The sequence below is a fragment of the Flavobacterium sharifuzzamanii genome (assembly GCF_003254585.1).
GTDB lineage: Bacteria > Bacteroidota > Bacteroidia > Flavobacteriales > Flavobacteriaceae > Flavobacterium > Flavobacterium sharifuzzamanii.
In genome coordinates, this window is the sequence record NZ_QJGZ01000037.1 from 135,195 (window position 1) to 149,835 (window position 14,641).

Genomic DNA, 14,641 nt, shown 5'->3' on the forward strand with positions numbered 1-14,641 from the left:
ATTGCTAGAAGTATTTTTAAAATAACTATATAGTTTGAATTCATAAAAGATGAAAATATTAATTGATTTTACACAAATACCTCTAAAAAAAGTTGGAGTTGGGGTATATGCCATGTCTCTGTTAAGAGAGATAAATAAGATAAGACCAGATCAGGAATATTATGTTGTTGTTTTAGGTGATGATGCTGAAGTGATAGAATTATTAAAGGAAAGTAAATTTTTTAAAATAATATATTTAAACAAAATCTTCAGAAAACTTATTTTTAGATTTGCTTTTGAACAATTATTTTTGCCATTATTAGCACTTAAAAACAAGATTGATGTAATTCATTCTCTACATTATAGTTTTCCTATATTACCAATTAAAGCAAAGAAGGTTGTTACATTACATGATATGACTTTCTTTCTTTATCCTGAATTTCACAAAAAATTAAATCTGTGGTTTTTTACAAAAATGATAAAAATGTCGATACGTCATTGTGAAAGAATTATTTGTGTTTCAGAAGCTACAAAAGCAGATGTTTTTAAAATACTAAATGTAAAAGAAAAATATAGAGATAAATTTGTGGTTGCACCTTTGGGGGCAGATTATAGGTTGCCAACACAATATGATAAAGAAAGTTTAAAAATTCTGAATAAACATAACTTGGCCCCAAATAAATTTTTGCTGTTCATTGGTACAATTGAACCAAGAAAAAATATTAAATCAATTCTTCTCGCGTATTCAAAACTTCCAAATGTTAACTCAGAATATTCACTAGTTATAGTTGGCAAAAAAGGATGGCATTATGATGAAGTTTATAAAACTCTTGACGAGTTACAACTGGGAAATAAAATCATTTTTACTGATTTTGTAACTGAAAATGAAAAAAATGTTTTATTAAGTAATTGTTATCTCTTTTTATATCCTTCTTTTTATGAAGGATTTGGCATTCCAGTTTTAGAAGCAATGTCTTTTGGTATTCCAACTATTACAAGTAATATTTCGTCAATGCCTGAGGTTGCCGGCGATGCCGCAATTTTGATAAATCCACATAGAGTGGAAGAGATAAGTAGCGCAATTAATCTTCTAGTGCATGATGCATCACTGTATAAGTCTATGCAGGATAAGTCTTTAGTGCAAGCGAAAAAATTTACATGGAATAAAATGGCATTAGACACAATTAAATGTTATATTCAATAATTAATGATTAGACTGTCATTTTTATGCTAAAGGAGCAAAAAGTGTTTAAATTTAGTAATGTTGTTTTAATAGTAACTACAGACAAACAGTAAAATTGAAAAATATAAAAATTACTTCTTGTATTGTTTTGTACAAAAATGATATAAAAATGTTGCAAGAGACAATAGGCTCTTTTCTAGAAACAGAATTGAATGTAAAATTATACTTAGTAGACAATTCTCCAACAGATGATTTGAAAATTCTAATGACTGATTCTAGGATAGAATATATTCATAATCCCTCTAATCCAGGTTTTGGAGCTTCTCATAATGTCGCGATTCAGAAAGCAAATGACTTTCAGTCGGATTATCATTTAGTGCTTAATCCAGATATATATTTTAAACAAGGTACATTAGAGAATCTTTGCGAGTTTATGGACTCTAATTTAGAAGTTGGACATGTTATGCCTAAAATTACTTATCCGAACGGAGAGTTCCAATATTTATGTAAAACTAATCCAACTTTTTTTGATCTATTTGCAAGGGGATTTATGCCTTCTTTGCTTAAAAGAATTTTTCAAAAGAGAATGGATAAGTATGAATACAAAGATTATAATTACAATGAAATTATATTCGATATACCTTACTTGTCGGGCTGCTTTATGTTTCTAAGAAGTAGTATTTTGAAAAAAGTAGGTTTTTTTGATGATAAAATCTTTATGTATTTGGAGGATGCAGATCTAACAAGAAGATTTTTAGAGGTTTCTAGAACAGCATACTACCCTCAAGCCCATGTTTATCATCATTTCGCAAAACTTACTCATAAGAAATTAAAGTTTAAATGGATAACTGTTCAAAGTGCTTTTATCTATTTTAATAAATGGGGATGGTTAAAAAGTATTTATTAGATTATGAAGATATTATTAACTGGAGCAAATGGTTTCCTAGGAAAATCAATTATAAACGAATTATCACAAGATAATAATCATATTTTTTGTTTATCGAGAACTTCTGGGGATTATGCAGTCGAACTGGAAAAAGAAATACCTGTTTTTAAAGAAAGCTTTGATTTAATAATTCATGCGGCTGGAAAAGCACATAGTGTTCCAAAAAGTGAAGAAGAAAAAAAAAAGTTTCGTGATATAAATGTAAGGGGTACTGCTAATCTTTTATTAGGATTAGAAAAGGTCAATCAACCCAAACAGTTTGTTTTTATTAGTTCAGTCTCTGTTTATGGACAAGAATTTGGTATAGATATAAAGGAAGATTTTCCATTGGCAGCAAAAGATCCTTATGGGAGGAGTAAAATTGAAGCAGAAAAAATCATTACAGATTGGTGTAAAGCTAATAATATTATTTGCACAATCTTACGTTTACCATTATTAGTAGGTAAAAATCCTCCCGGTAATTTAGGAGCGATGATTAAAGCTATTAAAGGTGGATATTATTTTAATATTGCTAATGGGAAAGCACGAAAAAGTATGGTGTCAATTAAGGATGTGGCTTCATTTATAAGTGTCGTAGCGCCAACGGGGGGTATATTTAACTTAACGGACGGAATTCATCCTAGTTTTTTTGAGCTAAGCTATGCTATTTCGAAAAAGAAAAGTTTTAGTTTGCCATTAATTCTAGCAAAAATAATGGGTAAAATTGGAGATTTGGTAGGTGATAAGTCTCCAATAACTTCGTCAAAAGTAAAAAAGATTACTACTGATTTAACTTTCGATGATTCAAAAGCACGCAAGCTACTAAATTGGAAACCAGAACCAGTTCTGAATTATCTTAAAAATGAAACTTTTTAAGCTAGAATAAGAAAATATAAAAATTTGATGTAAAAAGAGATAATGGAATACACAATTTTAGGAATTATTTTAATGATTATAATGTTACTTTATTTTAAAGTAGCAGATCGTTTTAATATAATTGACAAACCCAATCAAAGGAGTTCGCATACAGAGGTAACTTTAAGAGGAGGAGGAATTATTTTCTGGTTTGCAGCTTTACTTTATTTTGTTCAGCATATCCAACCTATCTTTTTTTTCTTTACGGGAATAACATTAGTGAGTTTGGTCAGTTTTTGGGATGATATTCAAAGTTTATCCAATAAGATAAGAATTTCGATTCATTTTCTTTCCATCACATTGATTTTTTTTGACTTGGAACTATTCAGTTTATTCCCAATTTGGGTTATTGCAATAGCTTATGTTTTAGCGATTGGATTAATAAATGCTTATAACTTCATGGATGGAATTAATGGCATCACGGGATTGTACACCTTAGTAGTTATGAGTTCACTTTTATATGTGAATACTAAAATTCAGCTTTTTACCGATGGAACTTTTATAAAATATGCAATGATTGCAAGTTTAGTTTTTTTATTTTTTAATTATAGAAAAAAGGCTAAATGCTTTGCAGGTGATATAGGTAGTATTGCCATCGCATTTTGGATAATTTATTTAGTTTTAAAACTTATTCTGGTTACGAATTCACTTATTTGGCTCTTGTTTTTAGCAGTGTATGGTGTTGATGCGATTTGTACTATAATCCATCGTTTATATTTAAGGCAAAATATTTTTGAAGCACATCGTTTGCATTTGTATCAGATTTTGAGCAATGAATATAAAATTCAACACAGACTAGTGTCTTTGTATTATGCATTAGTTCAAGTTGCAATTTCGGGACTAGTTATATTTCTTTATCAGAAAGTACAAGATATAATTTTGTTTGTGATTGTAATTCTTCCTTTGCTCCTGATTTATTCATCAAAGTTTTATTTACTAAGCAAAAATAATTTAAGAGTTAAGGCATGATTCCTAACACAATTCAAGGTGGAAATTTTTCAGATCACCGAGGTACTATTTCATATGTAAATGATTTTACTTTTAAAGACATTGAAAGATTTTATATTATTAGTAATTCTGATGAAAATCCAATTCGTGCCTGGCAAGGACATAAATTAGATGCTAAAAATTTTTATTGTTTGAGCGGTTCTTTTAATATTCATTTTGTAAAGGTGGATAATTGGGAAAATCCATCAAGAGATTTAAAAATTGAAACAATAACTGTTTCTGAAACGGATAGTAAAATAGTTCATATTCCAGCAGGTTATGCTAATGCAATAGAATCCTTAGAAACTAATTCAAAATTGATATCTTTCTCTACTTTACCATTGACAAAGGTCAGTGAGGATGATGTTCGTTATCCTTCAGATTATTGGCTTTTAAATGGATAAAAAAAAGATCTACTTATCATTGTCACAACAAAGTGGTTTTGAAAATGAATATATTCAAAAAGCACTAGAAACAAATTGGATAACTTCTGGTGGACCAAATGTAGATGAATTCGAAAATGAACTTCAAAATTATTACGAAGATGAATCATCTGTAACGGCATTAAATTCCGGAACCTCTGCGATTCATTTGGCGCTTATTTTATTAGGAGTTAAAGCGGGTGATGAAGTAATTTGTCAATCTATGACATTTTCAGCATCAGCTAATCCTATTCTTTACCAAGGTGCAATTCCTGTTTTTATTGATAGCGAGGTTGAAACTTGGAATATATGTCCAGATAATCTGGAAGTTGCAATAAAAGACAGAATTAAAAAAGGTAAAAAACCAAAAGCGATAATTGCTGTTCATTTATATGGTACTCCATATAAAATTGATGAAGTTCATGCAATTGCAGATAAATATGGAATTCCTATTATCGAGGATAGCGCTGAAGCTCTTGGGAGTAGTTATAAAGGTAAAAAATGTGGAAGCTTTGGAAACTTTGGAGTTTTATCTTTTAATGGAAACAAAATTATTACAACTTCAAGCGGAGGGGCATTAATTTCTAATTCTAAAGAGACAAAAGAAAAAGCAATTTTTTATGCAACTCAGTCAAAAGATAATGCAGTTCATTATCAGCATAGCGAAATTGGTTACAATTATAGAATGAGTAATATTTGTGCAGGCATCGGTCTTGGACAAATTAAAAGCTTGAATAGTAATATTGAATCAAGAATTATAAATCATAACTTTTATAAAAGCATTTTTAACTCAATAGATGGGGTTAAGCTTTTTGAAGTTTCGAATGAAGATTTTTTTTCAAATTACTGGTTAAATTCAATTTTGATTGAGCCAGATTTTAGTAATAGTAAAAATCGAGAAAGTTTAAGATTGGCGTTAGAAAAAGCAAATATTGAAAGCCGACCACTTTGGAAACCTATGCATTTGCAACCAATTTTCGAAAAATATCCATATTATGGAAATAAAATCGCGGAGCAATTGTTTGAAAAAGGATTATGTTTGCCATCTGGGACAAATCTACTAATTGAAGATAAAGATAGAATTAAAGAAGCGATCACAACTTTCTTTAAAAATAATTGAATATAAAGAATATATTATAAAATGAAAATCGAAGAAACATTTATAAAAGACTTAGTAATTGTAGAGCCAACAGTATTTGGAGATGAAAGAGGTTACTTTTTTGAATCTTATAGTAAATCCAAATTTGAAGATTTAGGAATTAATATTGAATTTGTTCAAGACAATCAGTCATTTTCAAAAAAAGGAACTTTAAGAGGATTGCATTACCAAAATCCTCCTTTCGCACAGACAAAGTTAGTTCGTGTTTTAGAAGGTGAAATTATTGATGTTGCAGTAGATTTAAGAAAAGATTCACCAACTTATGGTAAAGCATTTAGTGTTTTACTATCCGCAGAGAACAAAAAACAATTACTAGTGCCTCAAGGATTTGCTCACGGATTCTCAGTTATTAGTGAAACGGCTTCGGTAATGTATAAATGTGATCAATTTTATAACAAAGCTTCTGAAGGAGGAATCAAATATGATGATCCTTCTTTGAATATTGATTGGGGAATGAATCTCGAGGAGGCTATTGTTTCTGAAAAAGATCAAATTTTACCATTTATTGAAAACTGTAATAGTTTATTTTAATGAAGAAAATTCTAGTAACTGGCGCAACAGGACAATTAGGATCTGAACTTTCAGTTTTAGCGCCTTTATATAATCAATATGAATGGGTATTTGCAGATAGAACTCAAATTACATTAGATAATTTAGAAATGCTTCAATCTCAATTAGAAATAATTTGCCCTGATATTATATGTAATTGTGGAGCTTACACTGCTGTTGATAAAGCTGAATCAGAAAAAGATTTAGCTTTTAAAGTAAATCATTTGGCAGTAGAGTTAATAGCAAAATATGCTAAAGAAAATAATGTAAAATTAATTCATGTTTCGACAGATTATGTTTTCGATGGGGATTCATCTATCGCCTTGAATGAAGAAGCTAAAACTAATCCAATAAATGTTTATGGAGAAAGCAAATTGGCTGGTGAAATTGCTTGTTTGAAAGAAAACCCAGAATCAATTATAATTAGAACGTCATGGGTTTATAGCAAATTTGGAAATAATTTTGTTAAAACTATGCAGCGACTAATGCAGGAAAGAGATGAAATTAATGTTGTGAATGATCAGATAGGTTCACCAACCTATGCCGCTGATTTGGCACAAGCAATGATTGATATCATCGAATTTCCAAAATGGGTTTCAGGAATTTATAATTATTCGAATGAAGGTGAGATTAGTTGGCATGAATTTGCATTAAGTATTAAAGAACTTGGAAATTATAACTGTAAAATTGGAGGAATTCCATCTTCATCTTATCCAACTCCGGCAAAAAGGCCCAATTATTCATTATTAAATAAGGAAAAAATAAAAGCAGTTTATAATTTGAATATTCCAGATTATAAGAAAAGTTTAAAAAAAATGTTTAATTAAAAATCTAAGACTAGAATTTTTGAAATTGGAAATCTAAAATTACAATTATGAAAGGAATTATATTAGCTGGAGGTTCTGGCACAAGATTACATCCATTGACATTGGCTGTTAGCAAACAATTAATGCCGGTTTACGATAAACCTATGATTTATTATCCGTTATCAACATTAATGATGGCTGGAATAAATGAGATTTTAATTATATCTACGCCTCATGATTTGCCTCATTTTAAGAAACTCTTGGGAGATGGAAGTGCAATTGGCTGTAAGTTTAGTTATGCAGAACAACCAAATCCGAATGGACTAGCTCAGGCTTTTGTAATTGGAGCTGAGTTTATAGGTAATGACAAAGTAGCTTTAGTTTTAGGAGATAATATTTTTTTTGGAACCAATATGCAACAACTTTTAAAAGACAATGCTGATCCTGAAGGAGGAGTTGTTTTTGCCTACCATGTTTCGGATCCTGAAAGATATGGAGTAGTTGAATTTGATGAAAACAAAAATGCCATTTCTATTGAAGAGAAGCCATTGGAGCCAAAATCTAATTATGCAGTTCCAGGACTTTATTTCTACGATAACTCTGTTGTTGAAATTGCCAAAAATATTAAGCCTAGCTCCCGTGGTGAATATGAAATTACAGATGTAAATAAAGTGTATCTTGAAAAAGGAAAATTAAAAGTAGGTATCTTAAGTAGAGGAACAGCTTGGCTGGATACAGGAACTTTTAATAGTTTAATGCAAGCAGGGCAATTTGTACAGGTTCTTGAAGAAAGGCAAGGTTTAAAAGTAGGTTGTATTGAAGAAATAGCATGGAGACAAGGATTTATTAACGATGCTCAACTTGAAGAATTGGCCCAACCGCTACTTAAATCAGGTTACGGAACCTATCTTTTAGAATTTTTAAAACAAAAGAAAAAGGGTGTTAAAGTTTAATTTGCGCTACCAACTAATTATTTTAAACCGTTAATTTGTATTTTTGTATAAAGTTCAAATTTTACTGACTTAAAAAATGCTAAATTGAATACAGAAAAACCAAATAATATGACGTCCTTGTTGTATAAAACTTTTTCCCCAAGAAATCTAAGGGCAAATATCAATAATTTGAGTTACCTGCCAAGGTGGATTATTATTGCTATTGACGTAATGGTTCTGTTTTTTTCTTTTTCTTTTACTTATTTGCTTTTTGATGGAACTGCAATAGGATATATTATAACATCTCATGATTTTTATTTTGTAGCTAGTTTAATAACTGTCAATATATTTTTCTTTTGGCTTTTTAGAACATACTCGGGAATTATTAGACATTCGTCGTATATAGATGCAATAAAATTGCTTTTTTCACAAATGTCAGTTTTAGTTTTTTTTCTTTTTATAAATCTTGTATTTGAGTTGTATACAGGCCATAAAGCTTTTTTAAATACGGCTCTATTTATAAATTTAGTTTTATCTTTTTGTGGGCTGTTTTTATATCGTGTAATTGTAAAGCAAACTTTTGAGATGTATTTTTCAGAAAAAGCTACTACCAAACTTGTAAGAACAGTTATTTATGGTACAGATGCAAATGCAATTTCAGTAGCAAATGCCTTAAAATTTGAAACGCCTTCTCGATTTAAAATAGTTGGTTTTGTAGATAAAAATAATCAGAATGCGTCTAAACGTATGCTTGATTTGCCTATTTTGATTTTAAGAAAGAAGCTTCCTGCATTAATGCGCTCTGTTGCTGCAGAGGGAGTAATTATAGCGGATAAAAGTTTAACTAAAGATGAACAGCTTATTATTGTTGATCAATGTCTAGAATTTAATTATAGAGTATATACTGTTCCGTTGATTTCTGATTGGGAAAATCAAAAAGAGATCTCTCAGAAAGTAAAAAACATTCAAATTGAAGATTTATTAGAAAGAAAACCGATAGTTCTAGATAGTAAGTCAATTTCTAAACAATTAAAGGATAAGACAATTTTAATTACTGGAGCAGCAGGATCGATAGGTAGTGAAATTGTTAGGCAGGTTCTGAATTTCAATCCAAAAAATGTTATTGTTTTAGATCATGCTGAGACACCTTTACATAATTTATGTCTAGAAACTCAGGCAATGAATTTCAGTACGAAAATTGTAGCTGTAATTGCAGATGTCAGAAGTAAGAAAGCGCTTGAAAAAGTCTTCAAAAGTTATAATCCACATGTTGTTTTTCACGCTGCCGCATATAAGCATGTACCTTTGATGGAAGAAAATCCTTCTCAGGCAATTCAGACTAACATAAAGGGCACTAAAAATCTTGCTGATTTAGCTTGCAAGTATCATGTAAAGAAATTTGTAATGGTTTCGACAGATAAAGCCGTAAATCCTAGTAATGTAATGGGGGCAAGTAAGCGTATCGCTGAAAAATATGTGCAGTCTTTATTTTTAAAAAATCAAAGGGAAAATGTTGAAGGTGGTACAAAATTCATTACAACTCGTTTTGGAAATGTTCTAGGATCAAATGGATCTGTGGTACCTTTGTTTACTAAACAAATTGCAGAAGGAGGACCAGTAACAATTACACATCAGGATATTATACGTTATTTTATGACAATTCCAGAAGCTTGTCAGCTTGTATTAGAAGCGGGAGCAATGGGGAATGGTGGCGAAATCTATATTTTTGATATGGGTAAACCAGTTAGAATTATTGATTTAGCTCGAAAAATGATTAAGTTGGCTGGCTTTATACCAGATAAAGAAATTAAGATAAAAATAGTTGGTCTAAGGCCTGGCGAAAAGCTTTATGAAGAATTATTAAATGATACTTCTAAGACTCTTCCAACATATCATAACAAGATTATGATTGCTCAAGAAATTCAAGATGAGTATGAAACTCTTCATAATGATGTTGACGAATTAATTGGTATCGCTGATTTCTATGAGAATGATGATATTGTAGCTAAAATGAAAAAAATAGTTCCAGAATTTAAAAGTATGAATTCTACTTTTGAAGTCTTAGACAAGTAGTTAAAATATAAAATGTTTTAATTTTATACAAAAGGTGTTTGCATAAAAACACCTTTTTATATTTAAAATAATTTTTAAAAGAAAAAAAATCCTATTAATTTGAATCAAGTAGTTCATACATAGATTATAATATACTAAAGTATATTTGAAAAATGTTAAAGGGCTTATGTAATTAAATTTTCCCCAATTTTAATGGAATTAAAAACCACAGTTTATCAAAAAGAGAATAATACTAAAATCGGTAAACTTTTAAAAAATAGCCTTAATGATATCTTCACATCTCGTTTTTTAGCAAAGCAATTGGCAATTCGAGACATTAAGTCACAATATAGACAATCCTTTTTAGGAATTATTTGGGCATTTATTACTCCGCTAACAACTGCTTTAGTATGGATTATTTTAAGCAAAACAGGAACGGTAACTTTAACAGATACTGGAATTCCATATCCTGTATATGTTTTTTCGGGTACTTTACTATGGTCTATATTGACAGAATCAATTAATGCCCCAATGGTAAATACTAATGCAGCAAGGGGAATGCTTTCTAAAATTAATTTTCCGAAGGAAGCATTAATTCTTTCAGGAGTTTATAAATTAATTTCGAATAGTCTTGTAAAAATAGCTCTGTTGTTGTTTTTTTTATTGCTGTATGGAGTTGGATTTCATTTTTCAATTTTTTTATTTCCTTTTGCATTTTTAGGAATTATTTTTATAGGGACAACAATTGGTTTATTTATTAGTCCATTGGGAATGCTTTATAATGATATTGGAAAAATTGTAAATCTAGGACTTGGTTTTTTGATGTATGCAACTCCAGTCATCTATGTAATTCCAAAAGATGGTTTCCTTAAAACTGCAATGGAAATTAACCCATTAACACCGCTAATTTTAATAACAAGAAATTTAATGACAGGACAAAGTCTAGATTACCTAATGTATTATTTTATAGTATCAATAGGATGTATACCAATATTTTTGTTAGGATTAGTCTTTTATAGAATTTCGATCCCCATAATAGTTGAACGTATGAGTGCTTAATTATGCAAGAAAATGAAGTATTAATAAAAGTAGAGGGGCTTTCTAAAAAATTTTGTAAAGATCTAAAAACTAGCCTTTGGTATGGTGTTAAAGATTTGTACAATAGTGTTTTAAGGAGGGATTCTTCTGATTCTTTACGAAAGAATGAATTTTGGGCAGTCAAGGATATTAGTTTTGAACTTCGTCGAGGAGAATGTTTAGGACTTATAGGGCATAATGGAGCAGGGAAATCAACTTTGTTGAAAATGCTGAATGGACTTATAAATCCTGATCAAGGAAAAGTTACTATCAAAGGTCGTGTTGGAGCTTTAATAGAACTAGGTGCAGGTTTTAATCCTATTTTAACAGGTAGAGAAAATATCTATAATAATGGTGCTGTTTTAGGTTTTTCTAAAAGTGAAATAGATTCTAAGGTTGAAGATATTATTGATTTTGCAGAAGTTCGTGAGTTTATTGACATGCCAGTTCAGAATTACAGTAGTGGAATGAAGGTGCGTTTAGGTTTTGCTATTGCAGCCCAGATGGAACCTGATGTTCTAATTATTGATGAGGTTTTAGCAGTTGGAGATTTAGCTTTTAGAATGAAATGTTACACGCATTTAATGAAAGTCATGAGCAAAAATGTTGCTATAATTTTGGTTTCACATAGTGTTGTAGATATAATGCGTCTATGTAGTGTTGTTGCTACTTTAGAAAAAGGTAAATCTATTTTCCAAGGTAATGTTGAAAAAGGAGTAAGCATCTATAATAATCTAGCAAATAAAGAAAGCAAGGACAGTTCTATTATTAGTGCAAAAATTTTATCTGATGATGAGGAAAATGATTTTTACACAGGTGACGACATAAATTTTCAAGTTGATATTAATAGTGAGTTCTATATTGAGAAAGCCCGTATTTTGTTTCATTTAGAATATTCAAATATTAGGTTATCGTCAATTTCATCAAAGTATTCAGAATTTAATTTTGATATTAAGCCTGGTCTAAATTCATTTAATTTTCAGATTAAAAACACACCTTTATTGGTCGGTGGATATTTAGGAAGATTTGAATTGTATGGAGAATCTCTGAAAGATTATATTGCATCAGCAAATTTTGTTTCTTTTAATATAGTTGGACCAAAAGTCGATTATTCAGGTTTCGGCATATGTCACACAATTAAACTGGAACACGAATTCACATTTATATAAATAGTATGAAAGTAGTTATCTGTTCACTTCCGGGATCGGAAGTTTATTTATTATCAAATTTTTTATTTGAACTCAATCTCAAAAGTTCTAGTTATGTTGTTGACAATGATTCTTTTCATTTTTCAAATAACGTAAATGCTTTAGACAAAAGCCATTTTGAAGTAGACAAAGCTATTGGGCAAATTAATGATAATGAATTTTTGATAGGGCATTTTGGAGTTGATGTGAATAAAAATATAGGAGAATTCAAAAGAATTTTTTTATACAGAAATATTAAATTTAGTTTGATTTCTTTTTGTTTTTTGGTTGATAAACTAAAGATCTGGAAGAGTAATAAGGCATTAGAGAATAATGATTCAAATGAAAAGGAATATGCTTTTAATTTTTTACAACAAAATAAAGATTCTTTAGTTAATTTGTACAGTAAAATTGTCCCTTGGATAAATGAAGAAGGAATTTTGAAAATTAATTTTGATGAATTAAATGGAGAATTTGGAAGGGAGATTCAGATAAAAGAATTTAAAAAAATTGCACAGTATCTTAATTTTGATTTATCTGATTTAGATATAGAACTAAAAATATCAAACGCACTTAATAAAAGCAGTATATTTAAAGTTAATTTTGACAATCAAGAAGATTATTATTTAACTAAAGATTTTCTTAAACTTTATAAAAAAGGATTTAAAAAATTAAATAAAATTCTGGGTTATGAGAGAACTTCTGATATTTTGAAGAAATTTAAATTAACAAATAGTTTGTCATTTTATGATAAATATTGGAAATTAAACAAAAGAAAAGTTTCCACTTGGAGCTATGGAATTAATATTGTAGATAATTTGATTTCAAATTACGATTTTAAGAATGTATTAGATGCAGGTTGCGGTAGTGGAGATGTTGTAAGGCATTTACTTTCCAAAGGGTACAATGCTAGAGGCATAGAGTTATCAGGTTCCGTTTTAAAGGATTTTGCAAACGATTTATTGAAAAAAGGAATTGTTCAACAAGGCTCACTTATGAAATTACCGTTCAAAGATGATGAATTTGATGTGATATTTTCAAGTGAAGTTTTAGAACACATTGATGAAAAGGATATTCCTAAAGTTATAGAAGAGTTTTCACGAGTTTGTAGTGGAGTTGTTTTTCTTACAATAAGCTTAAGACCTAGTAGTAATTTTAATAAGTATCATATAAATTTAAAACCAAGAGTATGGTGGGAGAATGTTTTTTTGCAACATTCTTTTGTTAAAGATACTGATACTATAAAAAAATTGCAGAAAATTAAATTGAATTCTACTGTAAAAGAAATAATGGAGATTGGACCAACTTTTAGTCATATTCATGAAATGGATTGGTTTGTAAACAATCCACCATATGATTTGGATGGAGAATTGGAACCATGGTATTTTATTTTTAGAAAAAATGCCAAATAAAATATCTATTATAACTTCAGGCGGAAGTCAGCTGATAATTCAATTAGCGACTTTAAAAAGTGAAGTTAAAATTGTAGATCAAAGAATTATTATCCTATATAACGGTGTATTTAGAGAAAGCTTAGACCAATTCTTTAAAGAAGTTGCAATTTTTTATAATTGCGAATATATAGGTCAGATTAATTTTGATTTTTTACCAGAACAGACTTCTATAAAAAAGCTTTTAAAAGAGTTTATGAAAAAAAGGAGATACAGTTTTGATAAAGAAATAATTAACAGGTTTCCTATTCTTAAAAGTTTACATAAAGCCGATTTATTGATTATCCCAATTCGAGTGAAAATGTTTTCTGATATTGTGCTTTTAAGTTTTTTAAAGCCAAAAAAAATACTTTATTCAATTGATGGAGTTATTGATGTACTCCCGGAGAGAAGTTTTGGAAAATTCAGATTTCCTTATTTAAAAAACTATCTAAAAAAATTACCGATTAATTCATCAGTTTTTTCACCTAGCTATTTAATAAAAGACGCAAATAGAATTGGAGTATATAAAGAAATTGATCTAAAGAATACTATAATTGAGTTATCTTCTCTACCACTCATTACTAGTTTTAAAAACAAGTATTTAGTAGAGAATGTTAATTATGTAATTTTTTCCCAACATTACAGTTTAAGTGAAGATGTTTTGTTTGATAATGAAATTGAGTATTATAAAAGAATAATTCTTTGGATTTGTTATTTAAATAAGGATAACAAAATACTTTTCAAACCGCATCCAAGAGATACTAAACAAAAAATAGAGTCTATTAAAAATTTAAACATTGGAAATTTGGTAGTCATTGAAGAATATTTTCAAGCTGTTCCAATCGAATTTTTTATTGAGGAGTTTAACAAAATGAATTCTGTATTTATAACAGGAAATTCGAGTGCACCTCTATGTTTTGAAAATAATGATAAAATTATTTCGATATTTTCTAAACAATTATTGTCTGAAAACTTAAACTCGAAGATTGTTGAATTTGCGCAATCTAATAATTTAAAATTAAGTGAAATTTAATT

The 14,641-nt window shown here is 29.2% G+C and carries 14 protein-coding genes; all 14 read left to right on the top strand.

The annotated features are described in order from the left end of the window. Positions 1–49 precede the first annotated feature (49 nt). The 14 genes from DMA14_RS09205 to DMA14_RS09270 all read left to right on the top strand — a co-directional run bounded on the left by DMA14_RS09205 (position 50) and on the right by DMA14_RS09270 (position 14,639). A complete protein-coding gene (locus DMA14_RS09205; RefSeq protein ID WP_111424408.1) occupies positions 50–1,183 on the top strand; it encodes a glycosyltransferase family 4 protein in 1,134 nt (377 codons plus the stop codon). Between the two features lie 127 nt (positions 1,184–1,310). Next, positions 1,311–2,069, top strand: a complete 759-nt coding sequence (locus tag DMA14_RS09210) for a glycosyltransferase (protein WP_262510325.1) — start codon at positions 1,311–1,313, stop codon at positions 2,067–2,069. 3 nt (positions 2,070–2,072) lie between these two features. Further along, entirely contained in the window at positions 2,073–2,963 is an 891-nt protein-coding gene (locus tag DMA14_RS09215) for an NAD-dependent epimerase/dehydratase family protein (RefSeq protein ID WP_111424410.1), read from the top strand. A gap of 42 nt (positions 2,964–3,005) precedes the next feature. Next, positions 3,006–3,971 (top strand): MraY family glycosyltransferase, encoded by a 966-nt coding sequence (locus tag DMA14_RS09220; protein ID WP_111424411.1) that lies wholly within the window; start codon positions 3,006–3,008, stop codon positions 3,969–3,971. Continuing rightward, positions 3,968–4,393 carry a cupin domain-containing protein gene (locus DMA14_RS09225; protein ID WP_111424412.1) on the top strand — a complete coding sequence of 142 codons (426 nt, stop codon included), beginning with the start codon at positions 3,968–3,970 and terminating at the stop codon, positions 4,391–4,393. Before DMA14_RS09220 ends, DMA14_RS09225 begins: the two co-directional genes overlap by 4 nt. Further along, positions 4,386–5,531, top strand: a complete 1,146-nt coding sequence (locus DMA14_RS09230) for a DegT/DnrJ/EryC1/StrS family aminotransferase (RefSeq protein ID WP_111424413.1) — start codon at positions 4,386–4,388, stop codon at positions 5,529–5,531. Before DMA14_RS09225 ends, DMA14_RS09230 begins: the two co-directional genes overlap by 8 nt. A gap of 21 nt (positions 5,532–5,552) precedes the next feature. Beyond that, positions 5,553–6,101 carry a dTDP-4-dehydrorhamnose 3,5-epimerase gene (gene rfbC, locus DMA14_RS09235; RefSeq protein WP_111424414.1) on the top strand — a complete coding sequence of 183 codons (549 nt, stop codon included), beginning with the start codon at positions 5,553–5,555 and terminating at the stop codon, positions 6,099–6,101. Further along, a complete protein-coding gene (gene rfbD, locus DMA14_RS09240) occupies positions 6,101–6,946 on the top strand; it encodes a dTDP-4-dehydrorhamnose reductase (RefSeq protein ID WP_111424415.1) in 846 nt (281 codons plus the stop codon). Before rfbC ends, rfbD begins: the two co-directional genes overlap by 1 nt. A gap of 47 nt (positions 6,947–6,993) precedes the next feature. After that, complete coding sequence (rfbA, locus tag DMA14_RS09245) at positions 6,994–7,878, top strand: glucose-1-phosphate thymidylyltransferase RfbA (RefSeq protein ID WP_111424416.1); 885 nt, start codon at positions 6,994–6,996, stop codon at positions 7,876–7,878. A 108-nt stretch (positions 7,879–7,986) separates the two neighbouring features. Beyond that, entirely contained in the window at positions 7,987–9,930 is a 1,944-nt protein-coding gene (locus DMA14_RS09250; protein ID WP_394336013.1) for a polysaccharide biosynthesis protein, read from the top strand. A 192-nt stretch (positions 9,931–10,122) separates the two neighbouring features. Then, positions 10,123–10,968 (top strand): ABC transporter permease, encoded by an 846-nt coding sequence (locus tag DMA14_RS09255; protein ID WP_111424418.1) that lies wholly within the window; start codon positions 10,123–10,125, stop codon positions 10,966–10,968. Positions 10,969–10,970: 2 nt separating this feature from the next. Further along, positions 10,971–12,155 (top strand): ABC transporter ATP-binding protein, encoded by a 1,185-nt coding sequence (locus DMA14_RS09260; RefSeq protein ID WP_111424419.1) that lies wholly within the window; start codon positions 10,971–10,973, stop codon positions 12,153–12,155. Positions 12,156–12,160: 5 nt separating this feature from the next. After that, positions 12,161–13,585, top strand: coding sequence for a class I SAM-dependent methyltransferase (locus tag DMA14_RS09265; protein WP_111424420.1), 1,425 nt, complete (start codon positions 12,161–12,163; stop codon positions 13,583–13,585). Beyond that, positions 13,575–14,639 carry a polysialyltransferase family glycosyltransferase gene (locus tag DMA14_RS09270; protein WP_157957694.1) on the top strand — a complete coding sequence of 355 codons (1,065 nt, stop codon included), beginning with the start codon at positions 13,575–13,577 and terminating at the stop codon, positions 14,637–14,639. Before DMA14_RS09265 ends, DMA14_RS09270 begins: the two co-directional genes overlap by 11 nt. Positions 14,640–14,641 lie beyond the last annotated feature (2 nt).